This is a genomic window from Prosthecobacter sp., from assembly GCF_044232965.1.
GTDB lineage: Bacteria > Verrucomicrobiota > Verrucomicrobiia > Verrucomicrobiales > Verrucomicrobiaceae > Prosthecobacter.
This window is the reverse complement of sequence record NZ_JBIIKX010000042.1, coordinates 21,634-35,985: the sequence shown is the minus strand read 5'-3', so window position 1 is coordinate 35,985 and position 14,352 is coordinate 21,634. Positions and strand designations below refer to the sequence as shown.

The 14,352-nt window shown below is 60.9% G+C and carries 11 protein-coding genes; 6 read left to right on the top strand and 5 right to left on the bottom strand.

The window, feature by feature from the left end; all coding sequences use genetic code 11:
- The first annotated feature begins 14 nt into the window (after positions 1-14).
- From ACILSI_RS16840 to ACILSI_RS16820, 5 genes are all read left to right on the top strand, one after another.
- Entirely contained in the window at positions 15-3,137 is a 3,123-nt protein-coding gene (locus tag ACILSI_RS16840; protein ID WP_395723064.1) for a DUF2339 domain-containing protein, read from the top strand.
- The gene (locus ACILSI_RS16835) at positions 3,134-5,056 is read left to right on the top strand and encodes a hypothetical protein (RefSeq protein WP_395723063.1); all 1,923 of its coding nucleotides are present in this window, start codon (positions 3,134-3,136) and stop codon (positions 5,054-5,056) included. Before ACILSI_RS16840 ends, ACILSI_RS16835 begins: the two co-directional genes overlap by 4 nt.
- Positions 5,057-5,201: 145 nt before the next feature.
- On the top strand, positions 5,202-7,376 hold the full coding sequence (locus tag ACILSI_RS16830; RefSeq protein WP_395723062.1) for a thioredoxin domain-containing protein: 2,175 nt from the start codon (positions 5,202-5,204) through the stop codon (positions 7,374-7,376).
- Between the two features lie 12 nt (positions 7,377-7,388).
- The gene (locus ACILSI_RS16825; protein WP_395723061.1) at positions 7,389-8,108 is read left to right on the top strand and encodes a hypothetical protein; all 720 of its coding nucleotides are present in this window, start codon (positions 7,389-7,391) and stop codon (positions 8,106-8,108) included.
- 6 nt (positions 8,109-8,114) lie between these two features.
- Positions 8,115-8,354 carry a restriction endonuclease gene (locus ACILSI_RS16820; protein ID WP_395723060.1) on the top strand — a complete coding sequence of 80 codons (240 nt, stop codon included), beginning with the start codon at positions 8,115-8,117 and terminating at the stop codon, positions 8,352-8,354.
- Positions 8,355-8,507: 153 nt separating this feature from the next.
- On the opposite strand, the gene ACILSI_RS16815 is transcribed toward ACILSI_RS16820, so the two are convergent.
- Complete coding sequence (locus ACILSI_RS16815; RefSeq protein WP_395723059.1) at positions 8,508-9,245, bottom strand: response regulator transcription factor; 738 nt, start codon at positions 9,243-9,245, stop codon at positions 8,508-8,510.
- Positions 9,246-9,270: 25 nt separating this feature from the next.
- Here ACILSI_RS16815 and ACILSI_RS16810 point away from each other — a divergent pair, with 25 nt between their 5' ends.
- On the top strand, positions 9,271-10,242 hold the full coding sequence (locus ACILSI_RS16810; RefSeq protein ID WP_395723058.1) for a serine hydrolase domain-containing protein: 972 nt from the start codon (positions 9,271-9,273) through the stop codon (positions 10,240-10,242).
- Positions 10,243-10,275: 33 nt separating this feature from the next.
- On the opposite strand, the gene ACILSI_RS16805 is transcribed toward ACILSI_RS16810, so the two are convergent.
- The 4 genes from ACILSI_RS16805 to ACILSI_RS16790 form a co-directional block, all read right to left on the bottom strand.
- On the bottom strand, positions 10,276-10,839 hold the full coding sequence (locus tag ACILSI_RS16805; RefSeq protein WP_395723057.1) for a hypothetical protein: 564 nt from the start codon (positions 10,837-10,839) through the stop codon (positions 10,276-10,278).
- A 119-nt stretch (positions 10,840-10,958) separates the two neighbouring features.
- Complete coding sequence (locus ACILSI_RS16800; RefSeq protein WP_395723056.1) at positions 10,959-12,074, bottom strand: hypothetical protein; 1,116 nt, start codon at positions 12,072-12,074, stop codon at positions 10,959-10,961.
- Positions 12,071-13,384 (bottom strand): APC family permease, encoded by a 1,314-nt coding sequence (locus ACILSI_RS16795; protein ID WP_395723055.1) that lies wholly within the window; start codon positions 13,382-13,384, stop codon positions 12,071-12,073. Before ACILSI_RS16795 ends, ACILSI_RS16800 begins: the two co-directional genes overlap by 4 nt.
- 77 nt (positions 13,385-13,461) lie before the next feature.
- Positions 13,462-14,328 (bottom strand): hypothetical protein, encoded by an 867-nt coding sequence (locus ACILSI_RS16790; protein ID WP_395723054.1) that lies wholly within the window; start codon positions 14,326-14,328, stop codon positions 13,462-13,464.
- Between the last annotated feature and the right edge of the window lie 24 nt (positions 14,329-14,352).

The following is a 14,352-nucleotide window of genomic DNA, read 5'->3' as shown; positions in this document are numbered from 1 at the left end:
CTGGGCGGAAGGCTATGCGTTTTATCAATGATGCCACCTGGAAATATCAATTTCCATCTCCCGCCGATCCTGAGACACTGTGCGGCATTATGGAAGAACTCATCATTCTCTTTCTGCTGGTGATTGGCGGCCTGGTTCTCATCCTGCCCATCACCGCGCTCGTTTTTGCCCGCAAGGCCCGCCGCCAGGCCGACGAGCTCGGCAAGCAAGTCAGCTTTCTGCGTGAGCAGCAGGCCCGCACCATCGAACGCGAGGCACGGCTTATCCAGCGCATCGAGCTGCTGGAAACCGTCAACAAGATGCCACACACACAGGAGGAGACTGCCGCCACTGTGGAGTCGCAGGCCAAATACGCGCCACCTCCTGCGGCGAAGGCAGATTTCATTTCAGCGCCTGCTCCGAAGCTCGTCTCTGAACCCGTTTTCCAGGCATTTACGCCTCCGCCGCTTCCTCAGCCTGAGCCGACGATCACGAAAACACCCGCCCCGGTTCGCAGTTCAGGTTTCAGCCCGTCCGTGGAAGCCAAACCACGCCCAATCCCGGCTCCCAGCCTCAATCTCGAACAATTCATGGGCGCGAAGCTGTTCGCGTGGGTCGGCGGTCTCGCCTTGTTCCTCGGCGTCATCTTCTTCGTGAAGCTCAGCATCGAGCGCGGCTGGATTTCGCCTGAGCTGCGCACGGCCATTGGTTTTGTCATCGGCATCGGTCTGGTCGGCGGCGGTGTGGTCATGCATCGCCGCGAACGCTACGTCACGCTCGCGAACACCCTCTGCGCCACGGGCATCGTCATGCTCTACGGCGTAACCTTCGCCGCGCACTCGATCTGGCGCATTCCACCGCTCGATCAGCCACTCGTTGCTTTCCTGCTCATGACGCTCATCACCGGCGCGGCGTTTTTGCTCGCCGTGCGGCTCAATGCGCAGGTCGTAGCTGTGCTCGGCATGCTGGGCGGCTTTTTGACGCCAATCCTCTGCTCCACCGGTCGTGATCAACCGTTCGGCCTCTTCAGCTACATCGCGCTGCTCGACATCGGCGTGCTCGCCGTCGCCAAAAACAAACGCTGGCTGCATCTCACGGCCTTGGCGGCCATCGGTACGATCTTCATGCAGGCCGGCTGGCTGGTGAAATTCTTCCACTCCTCGCAATACGCCATCGGTTCGGCCACCTGGACTCCCGTGATCGTGTTTCTCGGCTTCGCAGCACTGTTCTCGCTTGCCGCATGGTGGTCGAAGCAACAGGACGCCGAAGATCTCTTCCCGGCTGCCTCCGCCTTGGCGCTGTGTGGCAGCGCGCTATTCACAGCGTTCGTGTTTCTTGGCTTCGGCGCCATCACGGAGCGTCCTGTGCTGCTCTACACCTTCGTGCTTGGCATCAACGTCATCGCCTTGCGAATCGTGTGGCATCAATCACGCGTCGGCATCGCGCAGAGCATCATCGGCACGCTCACCTTCCTACACCTCTCGATCTGGACGGCTAACAGGCTCACCCCCGAGTTGCTGCCGCATGCGCTGGGCATTTTCCTCGCCTTCGGCCTGTTCCACACCGCATTTGCCGTGCTGATGGAGCGCAAGGCGCCAAATCAGGTGCCCTTCGCCGGCTGGGTGCCCGTCATCACGCTCATCCTGCTGCTTATGCCCGTGCTTTGCCTGGATGCGATCAGCCTCTCGATCTGGCCGGTGATTCTGCTCGTCGATCTGCTCATCATCGGCCTCGCTGTGATGACTGGCAGGCTCATGCCGGTGCTGGCGGCCCTGGTGCTCACTTTGATCACCGCAGGCGCGTGGCTGTTCCGCTGGCCGCGAGAGATCAGCTTCACGCTGCTGCCCTTCCTCTTTGTGATCGGCGGTTTCGCCGTGCTGTTTGGCATCGCCAGCAGCTTCCTCTCGCGCAAACTGCCGAAAGTCGCGTTCTCCGCGCTGCTACCGGTGAGTTCGGCCGTGTTGCCGTTTTTGCTGCTCATCCTTGCCACACTGCGGCTGCAAATCGCGAATCCATCACCGGTCTTCGGTCTTGCGCTGCTGCTCACCGTGTTCCTGCTCGGCTTGGTGCGCATCAGCGGCATCACCGCGCTCGCGCCAACGGCATTGGGCTGCGTGCTCGCCCTCGAATGGGCCTGGCATCAGCAGAGTTTCAGCGTGGAACAGGCCACCACGCCGCTGTTCTGGTATCTCGGCTTCTACGCCATCTTCACCGCGTTCCCGCTCGTGTTTCAGAAGCAGTTCGCCACGCGCAAACTGCCGTGGATCGCCTCTGCAGCGGCTGGCATCGGCACCTTCAGCCTTGTGTATCGTCTCGTCGGCCAGGCTTGGCCGAATGACTCGATGGGCCTGCTGCCCGTCGCCTTCGCCATCGCTCCCCTGCTCAACCTCGTCTTCATTTTGAAACAACACAGCACGGAAAATCCGGCGCGTCTCACCCAACTCGCGTGGTTCGGCGGTGTGGCGCTGTTTTTCATCACGCTCATCTTCCCGATCCAGTTTGAGAAGCAGTGGATCACGATTGGCTGGGCCTTGGAAGGTGCCGCCCTGTGCTGGCTCTTCCGCCGTGTGTCGCATCCCGGCCTGCGTGGCACCGGCACCGTGCTGCTCGTCGCCTCGTTCGTCCGTCTCGCGCTCAATCCCGCCGTGCTAGAGTATCAAATCCGTGGCGAGACACCGATCCTCAACTGGCAGCTCTACGCCTACAGTCTCTCAGCGTTGGCGATGTTCTTTGCCGCAGCGTGGCTCACGCCACCGCATCATTGCTGGGACAAATTGAATCTGCGCAGCCTGTTCGGCTCGCTCGGCGGCATTTTGCTCTTCCTGCTGCTCAACATCGAGATCGCCGATGCCTTCACGCCTGCGGGCCAGCGCTCGATCACCTTCGACTTCAGCGGCAATCTGGCCCGCGACATGACTTACACGATCTCGTGGGCCTTGTTTGCGCTCACGCTGCTTGTGCTCGGCATCTGGAAGCGCAACGCACCGACCCGCTACGCCGGCATCGGCCTGCTCGCGGTCACACTGCTAAAACTCTTCCTGCACGATCTCGCGAACATCGACAGCGGCTACCGCATCGGTGCCTTGATCGCCGTTGCCATCATCGCTCTCGTCGCCTCGTTTCTTTATCAGCGTTTCCTTACCGACGACAAATCATGAAGACCCATCTCCTGCTCATCGCATTGTGCATCTCCTCGGCCGCCAGTGCTGCCGATTTCGCTGCGTGGACGCATCGCCAGACTTTGCGCATTACACAGCCCGGCCTCACCCGCCTCGAACTCGAACCTGCGCTGCTTGATGCCTCGCGCACGACCGGTGGAGCGCCGTTTCACGATCTGCGTGTCATCAGTCCCGCCGGAGTCGAGACGCCCTACATCATCGCTTTGCCGAGCACCATGCGTCCGGCGAGCGTCGGAGCCGTCGGCTTCAAGGCCACGCTGAATCCGACCACCACCGTGCTCGAATTTCAGCCGCCTGACGCCTTCACGATCCAGGAACTGGTGCTGAAGACCAACGGCGAAAACTTCATCAAGGCCGCCACGCTCGAAGCCAGCAGTAACGGCACGACATGGCAGACACTCAGCAGCGGAGAAGTGCTCTGCCGCCAGAACGGCACGGAACGTTTGCGGCTACCGATCGCGGCGGCGGTGTGGACGCATTTCCGCATCACCATTGACGACACACGCACCAGCCCCGTCGCATTCACCGGCGCTCAGATCGTGCGTGAACTGCCGGAGCTGCGCACCGTTCCGCATTCAGCGACGATTCGATCCCGCACCGAAGAAAAGGGCTCCACGCGCCTCACGCTCGATCTCGGCACGGCGAATGTGCTGCTCGGGACCGTGCGCGTTCACACGCCCGAGCTGGTGTTCCAGCGAGTGTCCACGCTCTTGAACACGACGCACACGCTGTTCCGCATCCAGCACGAAGGATTCACGGCTGAAGACCTCGAAGTCTCCGCGCATCAGCTCGCCGCCAAACGTGAGGTCGAACTCGTCATTCACAATGGCGACAGCCCGCCGTTGCGCCTCGACCGCGTCGAGGTCACGCGTCATCTGGTGCCCCTCGTATTTCAAGCTGACACCGCTGGCGACTGGCAGCTCTACATCGGCAACGCGCAGGCTCCCGAGCCACGCTACGACATCGCCGCGCTCAGCGACAAACTGCGGGCTGCGCGCGCCCGCAGCGCCACGGCCAGCGCCGTCGAAGCAAACGCTGAATTTCGCAAGACCGCAACCGCACCCGAAGTCGGCGAAACAGGCGCGGCCATCGATGTCTCCGCGTGGTCGTTCCAGCGGGCGATTCAGTTTAGCGAAGCCGGGGTCATTGAGCTCGAACTCGATCCCGCTGTTCTCGCCCGCTGTGAGAATGATCTCAATGATGTGCGGATCGTTCGTGAGGGCCGTCAGGTTCCCTTCCTCGCCATCAAACCGGGCCTTGAGCGCGAACGAGCCGTGCCTTTCGTCGAAGTCACCGACCCGAAGGCTCCAAGCTGGTCCAAGTGGGACATCACGATGCCCTTTGCCAATTTCCCAGGCAGCACCCTGCTGCTCGACTCACCCACGCCCTTGTTCCGGCGCACCCTGAGCGTCACCGAAGAGATCCGCAACGAGCAGGGCCGCTTCGAGCGCATCCTCGGCACCGCGAACTGGCAGCGCACGCCGGGGCAGACGCCCAACACTTTCCACCTTCCCCTGTACACCGCCCCACGGGCCGAAACGATTCGTCTCAGCACCGACAACGGCGACAACGCGCCGCTGCAACTCACCAGCGTGCGCGTCGTCTATCCCGTGGTGCGTCTGCTGTTCCGCGTTCCCGACACCAAGCCGCTTCACCTCTGCTACGGCAACCGACGCGCCCCCCGCACCCGCTACGACCTCCAGCTCGTGCGCCGCGAATTCGAAACCGCCACCAAAGTCGCCGCCACGCTCGGCGATGAAGAAAAACTCCCCGGTTACGAAGCGGATCCCCTCACCAGCGGCAAAGGCTCGCCGTGGCTCTGGGCCGCACTGGCCTTGGTGGTCGGTGCGCTGCTGTGGATCGTGGCAAAGATGCTGCCGAAGCAGGTGGAAAAGTAGCCAAGTCAAGGCTTCGCCGGTCAAGAGTGTCAAGGTCGTCAAGCATCGTGCCAGCAACCGTCTTGACCACCTTGACACTCTTGACGCGCAGCTCTTGACCGCTTGCAACCCCGCTCTGTGTGCGGACGTTAACTCATTACCCCCAATGAGTGATTCCGGCCAGCCCCACAAATTCACCAACGCCCTCGCCAAGGAGCGTTCGCCCTACCTGCTTCAGCACGCGCACAATCCCGTGAACTGGCTGCCGTGGGGTGATGAGGCATTTGCTAAGGCCAAGGCTGAGGACAAACCGATCTTTCTCTCCTCCGGCTACTCGACCTGCCACTGGTGCCACGTCATGGAGCGCGAGTCGTTTGAGAACGAGGAAGTCGCGAAACTCATCAACGAGAACTTCATTCCCATCAAAGTCGATCGCGAGGAACGACCTGACGTCGATCTCACTTACATGACCTACGTCCAGGCCGCCAGCGGCCACGGCGGCTGGCCAATGAGCGTCTTTCTCACGCCGGAGCTGAAGCCGTTTTACGGCGGCACTTATTACCCGCCGGAGAACACGCCGGGGCGCATCGGCTTCAAGAACCTGCTCAACGAACTGCACAAGGTGTGGACGGAAGACCGCAAAGGCATCGACGAGCGTGCCGCGCGCTCCGTGGAGAAGCTGCAGGAGCATCTCGACAACGAGAACACGGCCCTTGCCGACATCAGTCACGACACGCTCGTGCAGAAGGCCTACGACGACCTTTCCGGCTCCTTCGATTACCATGAAGGTGGCTTCGGCGGCGCGCCGAAGTTCCCACGGCCCACCACGCTGAACCTGCTCATGCGCATCCATCGCATCCTCGCCGAGCGAAAGGACAAGGATCGCGAATCCGAGAGCAACTGGGCCATGGAGATGACCGTCAAAACGCTGCGCGGCATGGCGAATGGTGGCATGCGCGACCACATCGGCGGCGGCTTCCATCGCTACAGCGTCGATGCTTACTGGCACATCCCGCATTACGAAAAGATGCTCTACGATCAGGCGCAGCTTCTGACGGCCTACGTCGAAGGCTGGCAGATCACCCAGACCGCGCTCTTTGAAGCCATCACGCGCAACACCGTCGCCTATCTCAAGCGCGACCTTCGCCACAAAGACGGCGGCTTCTTCTCCGCCGAGGATGCTGACAGTCTCGCCGCCGAGGATGCCGCGCACAAAACCGAAGGCGCGTTCTACGTTTGGAAAGCCGCCGAGATCGACGAGATCCTCGGCAAGGAAAACGGCAGCATCTTCCGCTACGCATACGGTGCCCGCCGTGATGGCAATGCGCGTCCCGAAAGCGATCCGCAGGGCGAACTCAAAGGCCTGAACACCCTCTACCGCGCCGTCTCCTTCAAGAAGACCGGCGAGTTCTTCAAAAAATCCGCCGAGGAGATCAAGACCATCATCGACGAAGGCTTGGTGAAACTGTTTGAAGCCCGCACCAAACGTCCGCGCCCGCATCTCGATGACAAAATCATCGCCGCTTGGAACGGACTCGCCATCGCCGGACTCGCTCGCGCCGGAGCCGCGTTTGGCGATGCTGAAACAATCACGCTCGCCGCCGGAGCCGCACAGTTCATCCACGATCAGCTCTGCACCACGCCCGGCAAAGGCCTGCACCGCTCCTGGCGCGAAGGCGAACGCGGCCCCAAGGCATTCGCCATTGACTACGCCTGCCTCATCCACGGCCTGCTCGACCTCTACCAAGCCTCCTTCGATGTGAAATGGCTCCAGTGGGCCGTCGAGTTGCAAAGCGAGATGGACGGCCTGTTCCTCGACACGAAAAACGGTGGCTACTACAGCGTCCACACCGACATGCCCAACAGCGTCCTCCGCATCAAGGAAGACTATGACGGCGCCGAGCCTTCACCCAATTCCCTCGCCTCCCTCAACCTCTTGCGCCTCAGCGCGCTGCTCGCCAAGGACACCTGGAAGCAACAGGCCGAAAAAATCTTCGCCCTCTTTGGCTCCACGCTGCAAAGCAGCCCGTCCTCCGTGCCCGTCATGGCCATCGCCTTCGATCTGCACCATCGCGGCAAACAGCAAATCGTCCTCGCTGGCGATGCCACCACGCCCGAGTTCAAAGCCCTCGCCAATCATCTCCATCGCAAGTTCATGCCCACCGCCGCCCTCCTCCACGCCGACGGCGGCGCAGGCCAGACATGGCTCGGCCAGCATAACGAAGCCATCGCTGGCATGAAACCCGTCGGCGACAAACCCGCCGCTTACGTCTGCCAAAACTTCACCTGCCAGGCTCCGGTGACGAGCGTGGAGGAGTTGGAGAAGGTGTTGGGAAAATGACCAGTCACCGCCATGCTGCGCCCATTCACGCATGTATTGATGCTCTTGTTGGTATCTTGCCAGTCCAAGAGTACTTCAAGTGAGACCCAGTCGACAAATTCTTCGATCGAAACACTCGATCAGATGAACCAGCGTTTGCAAAATCAGCGGACAGAAGAAGAAAAGCGCAAGGCCGACTTTGCCAGCACTCATCATCGGTATCGTTGTGAGGAAAGCGAGGTTCCTGAGATTCAAGAGGCAACTGGCCCAGGCAGGAACTTTCGTTCCATGCAGTTCGGTGAGAATTTGGTGCTGAAACTTCAGCTCGGTGGATTGATTCGGGTGAACGGCGAAGAATTTGGCCCCATGCGAACCAAGTCACGTTACCACATCTTCGTGAATGGAAAGCAGCGGGCCGAAGCAGAAAGCTTGTTTAGCATCTCAAGTGCTGTGGGCGACGAAATAACATCGAACCGCTTCATCTACAATCCTGCGAGCAACAGCCTTCTGGTGTTCGATGACCTATGTTGGTCCACGAAGCGATACATTCTTTTCGAGCAGGCCGCAGGAGGCAAATGGGGCGCCAAATACTTCTGGCCGCCATCCCGTCCGGTGTTTGGCAGCCCTGTCAATCATGAGGGCAAGATTCGTGGTATCGGAAACGGCAAGATCTACGTCGAGATCGACGGCCATTTCTACGCGTTTCCAGTGGAAAACTACTTGGTGAAGAATCTTGAGTTCACCGTCGGTTAAACAGATATGCAGCAGTTCGCCGGGGCTCTCGCTGGCAACAAAGCCACCAAAAGCATCTTCATCACGACCTCCACCTTTACCAAAGAGTCCGTTGAATTCGCCAAGAGCGTCAGCAACAGCAAGATTGTCCTCATCGACGGCGACGAACTGGCCGAACTCATGATCGCCCACAACGTCGGCGTCTCGGTCGCTCAAGTCTATGAGGTGAAGCGCATCGATTCGGACTACTTCGCCGAAGGCGAGTGATTCTTGATATGATGAACCACCAGGGAGAATCACTGGAAAGTGCCTGAGTTGACTCTCAATGACTGTGCTCTGGCAGGAGCGTGAGCAGGTGACGTTCAGCTTTGAGGCAAGCGCAAGTCATGGTGAGGGCTTCTCGCGAAGTTGTCAGCTCGCTCAAGCCCCGCCCAGCGCATAACCCACTCCGCGCACGGTGCGGATGAGCTTCTTGTCGTGATCCTTGTCGATCTTCGAGCGCAGGCGCTGGATGTACACCTCCACGAGGTTCGTCTCGGGGTCCATGTTGTAGCCCCAGACGTGCTCATAGATCTGCATGCGGCCAAACACGCGGCCAGGGCTGCGCATCAGGTGCTCCAGCAGCTCAAACTCGCGGGCGCTCAGCTCGATGTCCTCGCCATCACGGCTGACTTTGCGCTCGATGAGGTTCATGCTGAGATCGTCCACGCGCAGCAGGTGGCTGGAGTCGCCCGCTTTGCGGCGCACGACGGTGCGCAGACGCGCGGCCAGTTCCTCCACGAAGAACGGCTTCGTCATGTAATCATCCGCGCCGAGGTTCAGACCCTCGATTTTTTCCGGCAGCGTGGAGCGGGCGGTGAGCAGGATGACCGGCACGCTGTTGCGCTTTTCCCGCAATCCGCGCAGCAGGCTTAGGCCGTCGCGGCCCGGCACCATGATGTCGAGCACCAGCGCGTCGTAAGGCACGGTCGTCGCCATTTCCCAGGCCTCGTCGCCATCGCTGACGGCGTCCACCTGGATGCCCTGCTCCTCCAGCCCCTTTTTGGCAAAGGAAAGCAGCTTGGACTGGTCTTCGAGAAGCAGGATGCGCATGCGGCGGATGATGGGATGCAAAGGCGGATTGTCCACCGGCACATCGCGGCCTATGGTGGCTCGCATGGTTCGTGCATCGGCATTCCTTTTCATGACAGCGGCAGCTTTGGCTCTCGATGCGCCGCTCCCGGAGCGCATTCAGGCGCTGGCAGCCTATTCAAACGCTCACGGCGGTCATGCGCTGCTGATCCGGCAGAACGGCAAAACGCTCCACGAGTCCTACACCAACGGACACACCAAAAACGAGCCGCATCGCATCTACAGCGGCACGAAGGCCTTCTGGTGCCTCACGTCCTTCGCGGCGGAGAAAGAGGGACTTTTCAAGCTGGACGACCATGTGGCTGACACGATCACCGAATGGCAAAGTGACCAACGCCGCAGCAAGATCACCATCAGGCAGCTTCTCGACTTCACCAGCGGCCTGGAGCCGCTGTTCGGCCTGCATCAGAACGACTTCAAAGACCGCACCGCCGCCGCTTTGAAGGCCCCACTCGTCGGGACCACCGGCAAATCGTTCATTTACGGCCCTGCGTCACTCCAGGTGTATCACGAGCTGCTCAAACGAAAGCTGCGGGAGAAAGAGCAGACGCCCACCCGCTATCTGGAACGCAAGGTGCTCGGCTCGCTCGATCTCGGCCCGCAGCGTTACCTTGCCGATGCAAAAGGCGTGCCGCTGCTCGCCGCTGGTTTCATGCAAACCGCCCGGCAGTGGTCCGAACTCGGCTCCTGGCTGCTGAAGCACGAGGACACTCGATCCGCGCTCACAACCAGTGACACCAACCGCGCCTTCGGCTTCGGCTTCTGGAACAACCACGCCGCCACATCCAAATCCGCTCGCGAAGTCGATGTGGAGGACACACTCGACAAAAAATGGCACGCGCAATCCTGGGGCAATGCCTGCCTCTGCCGCTCCGCCCCCGCCGATCTCATCGCCTGCATCGGCTCCTACGGCCAGCGCCTTTACCTCGTGCCCTCGCAGAAACTCGTCATCGTGCGACTGGCGAAGGACTCGAAGCCGAATGACGCGCAGATGCTGCGGTTGTTGTTTGCGAACACCCCATAAAACAGGCCCGATGCATTGCGACCTCCGACTGCCTCACAAGCCCGCCGCACGCAGCTTTTTCAGCAAGTCCTGCTGCCGCTCGCCCATGCCGGCTCTCTTTTTCATGTTCACCCGCAGTGGCATGAGCTCAAGATTGGCGATGACCTTGTCGAACTCGGGCATGACGGAGAGTGGAATGATGTGATCGACGCTCAATGGGTCGCCTCGATACGGACCTTTGGTCACGGTAGGTGCCCGTCCCTGACGCATTTCCTCAATTCCTGCGACGTTCAGACATCCCAGGCGCTCCGCGATGACCCGATTGCGCAGCATGGCCTCGCTGGTCAGTATGGCCAGTTCGCCACGCAGGCCCGCGATGGCCACCGCCTCGGAAGCGACGACGGCAGGGTCTTTGCCTGAGCGCTGCGCCTCCTCCAAAATCGCGACGTACTTTTGCACGCGCGGATTGGCCGCACGCTCTCCGAGTGTGGCAAGTTTTGCCGGATTGATGAGAGAGGCGATCCGGTGAGGCGGCGAGGTGGCGTAGTAGCACTCCAGCCCTACGACGACCACGAACACGATGAAGATGAGCAGCGCGGCCCTGGGATGGCGGCGCATCAGCCGGAGGATGAGTTGAATCTGCGCCTGAGTCACACTGCGGCGGTTTTAACGCGTTCATTTCTGACTGTAAACACTCTTTTCCGTCCGCCAGATTGATGAGCGTGGGCGGATTTTCCTCAGCGCGAAGGAGTCCCATCCTCCACCACCGGAATCGCTTTTCGGATGACCGTCTTCGACACGCCGTAGATCAGCGTGCTCTGCTTGGGCCGCCACTGGTAGCCGATGCCGAAGGGGATCATGGGGACTTCGTTGTTGCGATAGTATTCGGCGAGATCGGATTGGAAGTGCTGCTTGAACAGGTCAATCGGCCCCGGATACCAGCCGAAGGCCTGCACGTCCCAGCGGTCGCGTGGGAAATCACGCCAAGGGATGCCGGAGTCGTCCTGGATGATGGTGCGGCAGTGGTTGAGGAGGTAGTCGCGGATGGTGCTGAACTCCGACATGTGCATGAGATACGAGGCTGACTTCGTGAAGCCGTTGGTCGCGCCGAGCGTGTCGCAGAAGCGCAGGAACGAGCCGTCCTGTTTGAGCGCCCAGCTCGCGATGTTCGTGGCAAAGTAATAAAGCGTTTGATGCTGGCCTTTGGCACCGAGGAAGGTGATGCGCGCGCCAGGCGTCTTGGTTTCCTTGTCGGTGAGCACCTTGCCCTCGGCATCGAGCCACACGTTTTCGACGTTTTGGATGTGGCAGCCGCAGCGGGCGAGGAAGACGTAGAGCACGGGCAGCGTGCCGGTGAGCTTGGTGGCCTGGAGGTCCTTCTTCATGTCGGCGGTGATGAAGAAGCTGAAGCTGAGCGAGGCGTTCAAGGTGTTGCGCAAGTTGCGCAGCGACGCACCAAGCTCGCCTTCGCTGAGCTTCGTCACATCTGGCGGCAGGCCGACGGGTTCGACGGCGGCCAGCACATAGGTGGAAGCTTTCGGGAAGAACGTGTGCGCATGCAGGAAATCAGGCCCGCTGAAGACGTATAGCAGCGGCGAGGTGTCGCTCACTGCTTCTGGCAGGCCGAGTGGCGACCATTCTCGGATCGGTCGGAGCTGGCGCTCCTCGGCATCGGCCCAGGCGGCGTCGAGTTCCTTCGCGTGCGAGTTGAACTCGCCCCGCGCGGCCAGTTTCGCCAGCGGTGAGCCTTCCTGCGGCAGGCCGGCGAGGAACCGTGCCTGATCATTCGGTGTAGGCGTCTGCGAAAGCGCGGTTTGGGCCAGAAGAAGCAGGAGAGCAGCGGTGTTTTTCATGCAGTGCGTGGAGTACGCGGCGAGATGAGGTAAATGATCCAGCCGAGCAAAATCAGGCCCAGACCATAAAGCGAGGCTTCCCGCGTCACTGTGTCCAGCATGAGGAATGCCATCATCCACAGGCTGATGCCGAGGAACAGCAGCGGGGTGATCGGATAGCCCCAGCAGCGGTAGGGTCGCGGCAGGTCAGGCTGCTTGATGCGCAGCACGATGAGACCCACCACCGTGGCAAACGAGCCGAGCTGGATGCTGAACTGCACCGCGGTGAGCACCGTGTTGAAGCTGGCCGTGAGAAGTAGAGTGATGACAATGGCAAGCTGCACAAACAATCCGGTGACAGGCACGCCGCGCTCATCGCACGCTGCCAGCGGCGCGAGGATTTTCATGTCCTCGCCCATGGTGTTCAGCACACGCGGCCCCAGCCACGTCATAGCGCTGATGCTGGAGGCGAGGCCCAGGCAGATGAGCGCGGACATGATCTTGCCACCGGTGATGCCAAAGATGTGCTCCGCCGCGACGTGGCCCACGTCCAGTTTCCCGGCCAATTCGCTCATCGGAGCGGCATTGAGGAAAGTCGCGTTCAGCGCCAGATAGAGCACGGTGACGAGCAGCGTTCCGAGCGCGATGGCCTTCGGGACATTGCGCTGCGGATTGCGGATCTCGCCGACGATGTAGGTGGCCGCATTCCATCCCGCGTAGGAGTACATCACATAAACGAGGCTCACCGCGAAAGGCCTGCTGGCGATGAGCTTCAAATCATCCGCCGCAGGTGTGAACCGCACCACCTGCCCCGTCGCCAGCCAATAACCCGCGCCGATGAACACGCAAATCAGCGTCACCTTGAGCCACGTCGCCGTATTTTGAAACTTCGCGGCCACTTGGATGCCGCCCACATGCACCAGCGTGATGGCCCATACCATCACGAGCGACCATGTCGTCGCCGGCGCTTGTGGAAAGATGGTGGAGAAGTACTTCCCAAAGGCCATCGCCGCCAGTGCGATCGGAGCGGCAAAGCCCACGGTGACTGACAGCCAGCCAGAGAGAAAGCCGACCACCGGATGAAAAATGCGCGAGAGGAAATGATACTCGCCGCCGGAGCGTGGCAGCGCCGCCGCCAACTCGCCGTAGCACACCGCGCCGCAGAACGCACACACACCGCCGACCAGCCAGAGCATCAGAATGGTGAAGCCGGAAGGCAGATCGCCCACTTGAAAGCCCAGCGAGGTAAACACACCCGTGCCAATCATGTTCGCCACCACCACCGCCGTGGCGGTCACCAAAGAAATACCCTGCGTGCGTGCGGTGCTCATGGGCGCGATGGCTACGCGCTGGGCGGCGGAGCGTCAACCGGCCCGGCGGTCAAAATGCGGCTTGTGAGCTGCAGCGGTCACTTCAGCTTCTGCCCGAAATGCGCCTCAAAATACACGCCGAGTGATTCTGCCAGCGCCTTGGCAAAGCGGCGCTGGTTCTCCGGGCGGTCGCGCACGTTGTTCCATGGGCATTCCACCTGAATCGCGCTCACCGTGCCACCGTCGCGCGAACCATGCGCGGTGATGTCGTAGGCCCCGCTGAAGTATCCTGCCAGAACGCCAGGAAATGACTTAGTCGGGCTTGGCAGGCAGCGAAAACCACGAAACTCCAGCAAGCCGCCGAGGCTCTGCGGGCCGCGCACCAGCTCAGCAAAACTCTGCGGTGAACGCTTGTCCAGATCGCGGATGCTCGTGCTGGCGATCAGCACCGCATCCGCATTCATTTCGGTGTCGGTGGCCTTGAGTTGCTCGCCCTTGATCAAATAACCCAGCTCCACGCGCTGGTCGATGTGGCGGTGACCGTGGATGTCCAGCAGCAGGCCGTAGCCGTGCTTCTTCATGACTGTTTCACAGGCTTTATGGGCACTCTCATGAAAGCGATGCCACGCCGCCTCCGCCGTCGGCTCTCCCTGCGCGGCTTCTTTGATGTCACGGTTGGGATCGAGCCGTGAGCGGTGCAAGCGGGCAAAAATCGCATGCGGTTTGCCACCGTAGAGTGACTCCAGCTCCTCAATGATCATCTCGGACAGCGGCGCGGTGTTAGCATCCATGCCCGTGACGCCGTAGCGACGTGCCAGCACGTTCTCAGGCTTCAGCGTACCGCCGTGCGGCACCGTGAGGATGATCGGCAGCGTGCCGGAGCGCACCTCGATGAGTTGTTCAAGCGCGGGTGTCTGCGCGTGAAGCGTGGCGGCCACAAACAGATGAAAAAACAGCGTGCGCATGATGATTCGCAGTGAAAGACAGTT

What these genes read in the sequence shown, in the direction of transcription:
- ACILSI_RS16840 (WP_395723064.1), top strand. Translation starts at nt 15, where the DNA reads ATGCGTTTTATCAATGATGCCACCTGGAAATATCAATTTCCATCTCCC.
- ACILSI_RS16835 (WP_395723063.1), top strand. Translation starts at nt 3,134, where the DNA reads ATGAAGACCCATCTCCTGCTCATCGCATTGTGCATCTCCTCGGCCGCC.
- ACILSI_RS16830 (WP_395723062.1), top strand. Translation starts at nt 5,202, where the DNA reads ATGAGTGATTCCGGCCAGCCCCACAAATTCACCAACGCCCTCGCCAAG.
- ACILSI_RS16825 (WP_395723061.1), top strand. Translation starts at nt 7,389, where the DNA reads ATGCTGCGCCCATTCACGCATGTATTGATGCTCTTGTTGGTATCTTGC.
- ACILSI_RS16820 (WP_395723060.1), top strand. Translation starts at nt 8,115, where the DNA reads ATGCAGCAGTTCGCCGGGGCTCTCGCTGGCAACAAAGCCACCAAAAGC.
- ACILSI_RS16815 (WP_395723059.1), bottom strand. Translation starts at nt 9,245, where the DNA reads ATGCGAGCCACCATAGGCCGCGATGTGCCGGTGGACAATCCGCCTTTG.
- ACILSI_RS16810 (WP_395723058.1), top strand. Translation starts at nt 9,271, where the DNA reads ATGACAGCGGCAGCTTTGGCTCTCGATGCGCCGCTCCCGGAGCGCATT.
- ACILSI_RS16805 (WP_395723057.1), bottom strand. Translation starts at nt 10,839, where the DNA reads ATGCGCCGCCATCCCAGGGCCGCGCTGCTCATCTTCATCGTGTTCGTG.
- ACILSI_RS16800 (WP_395723056.1), bottom strand. Translation starts at nt 12,074, where the DNA reads ATGAAAAACACCGCTGCTCTCCTGCTTCTTCTGGCCCAAACCGCGCTT.
- ACILSI_RS16795 (WP_395723055.1), bottom strand. Translation starts at nt 13,384, where the DNA reads ATGAGCACCGCACGCACGCAGGGTATTTCTTTGGTGACCGCCACGGCG.
- ACILSI_RS16790 (WP_395723054.1), bottom strand. Translation starts at nt 14,328, where the DNA reads ATGCGCACGCTGTTTTTTCATCTGTTTGTGGCCGCCACGCTTCACGCG.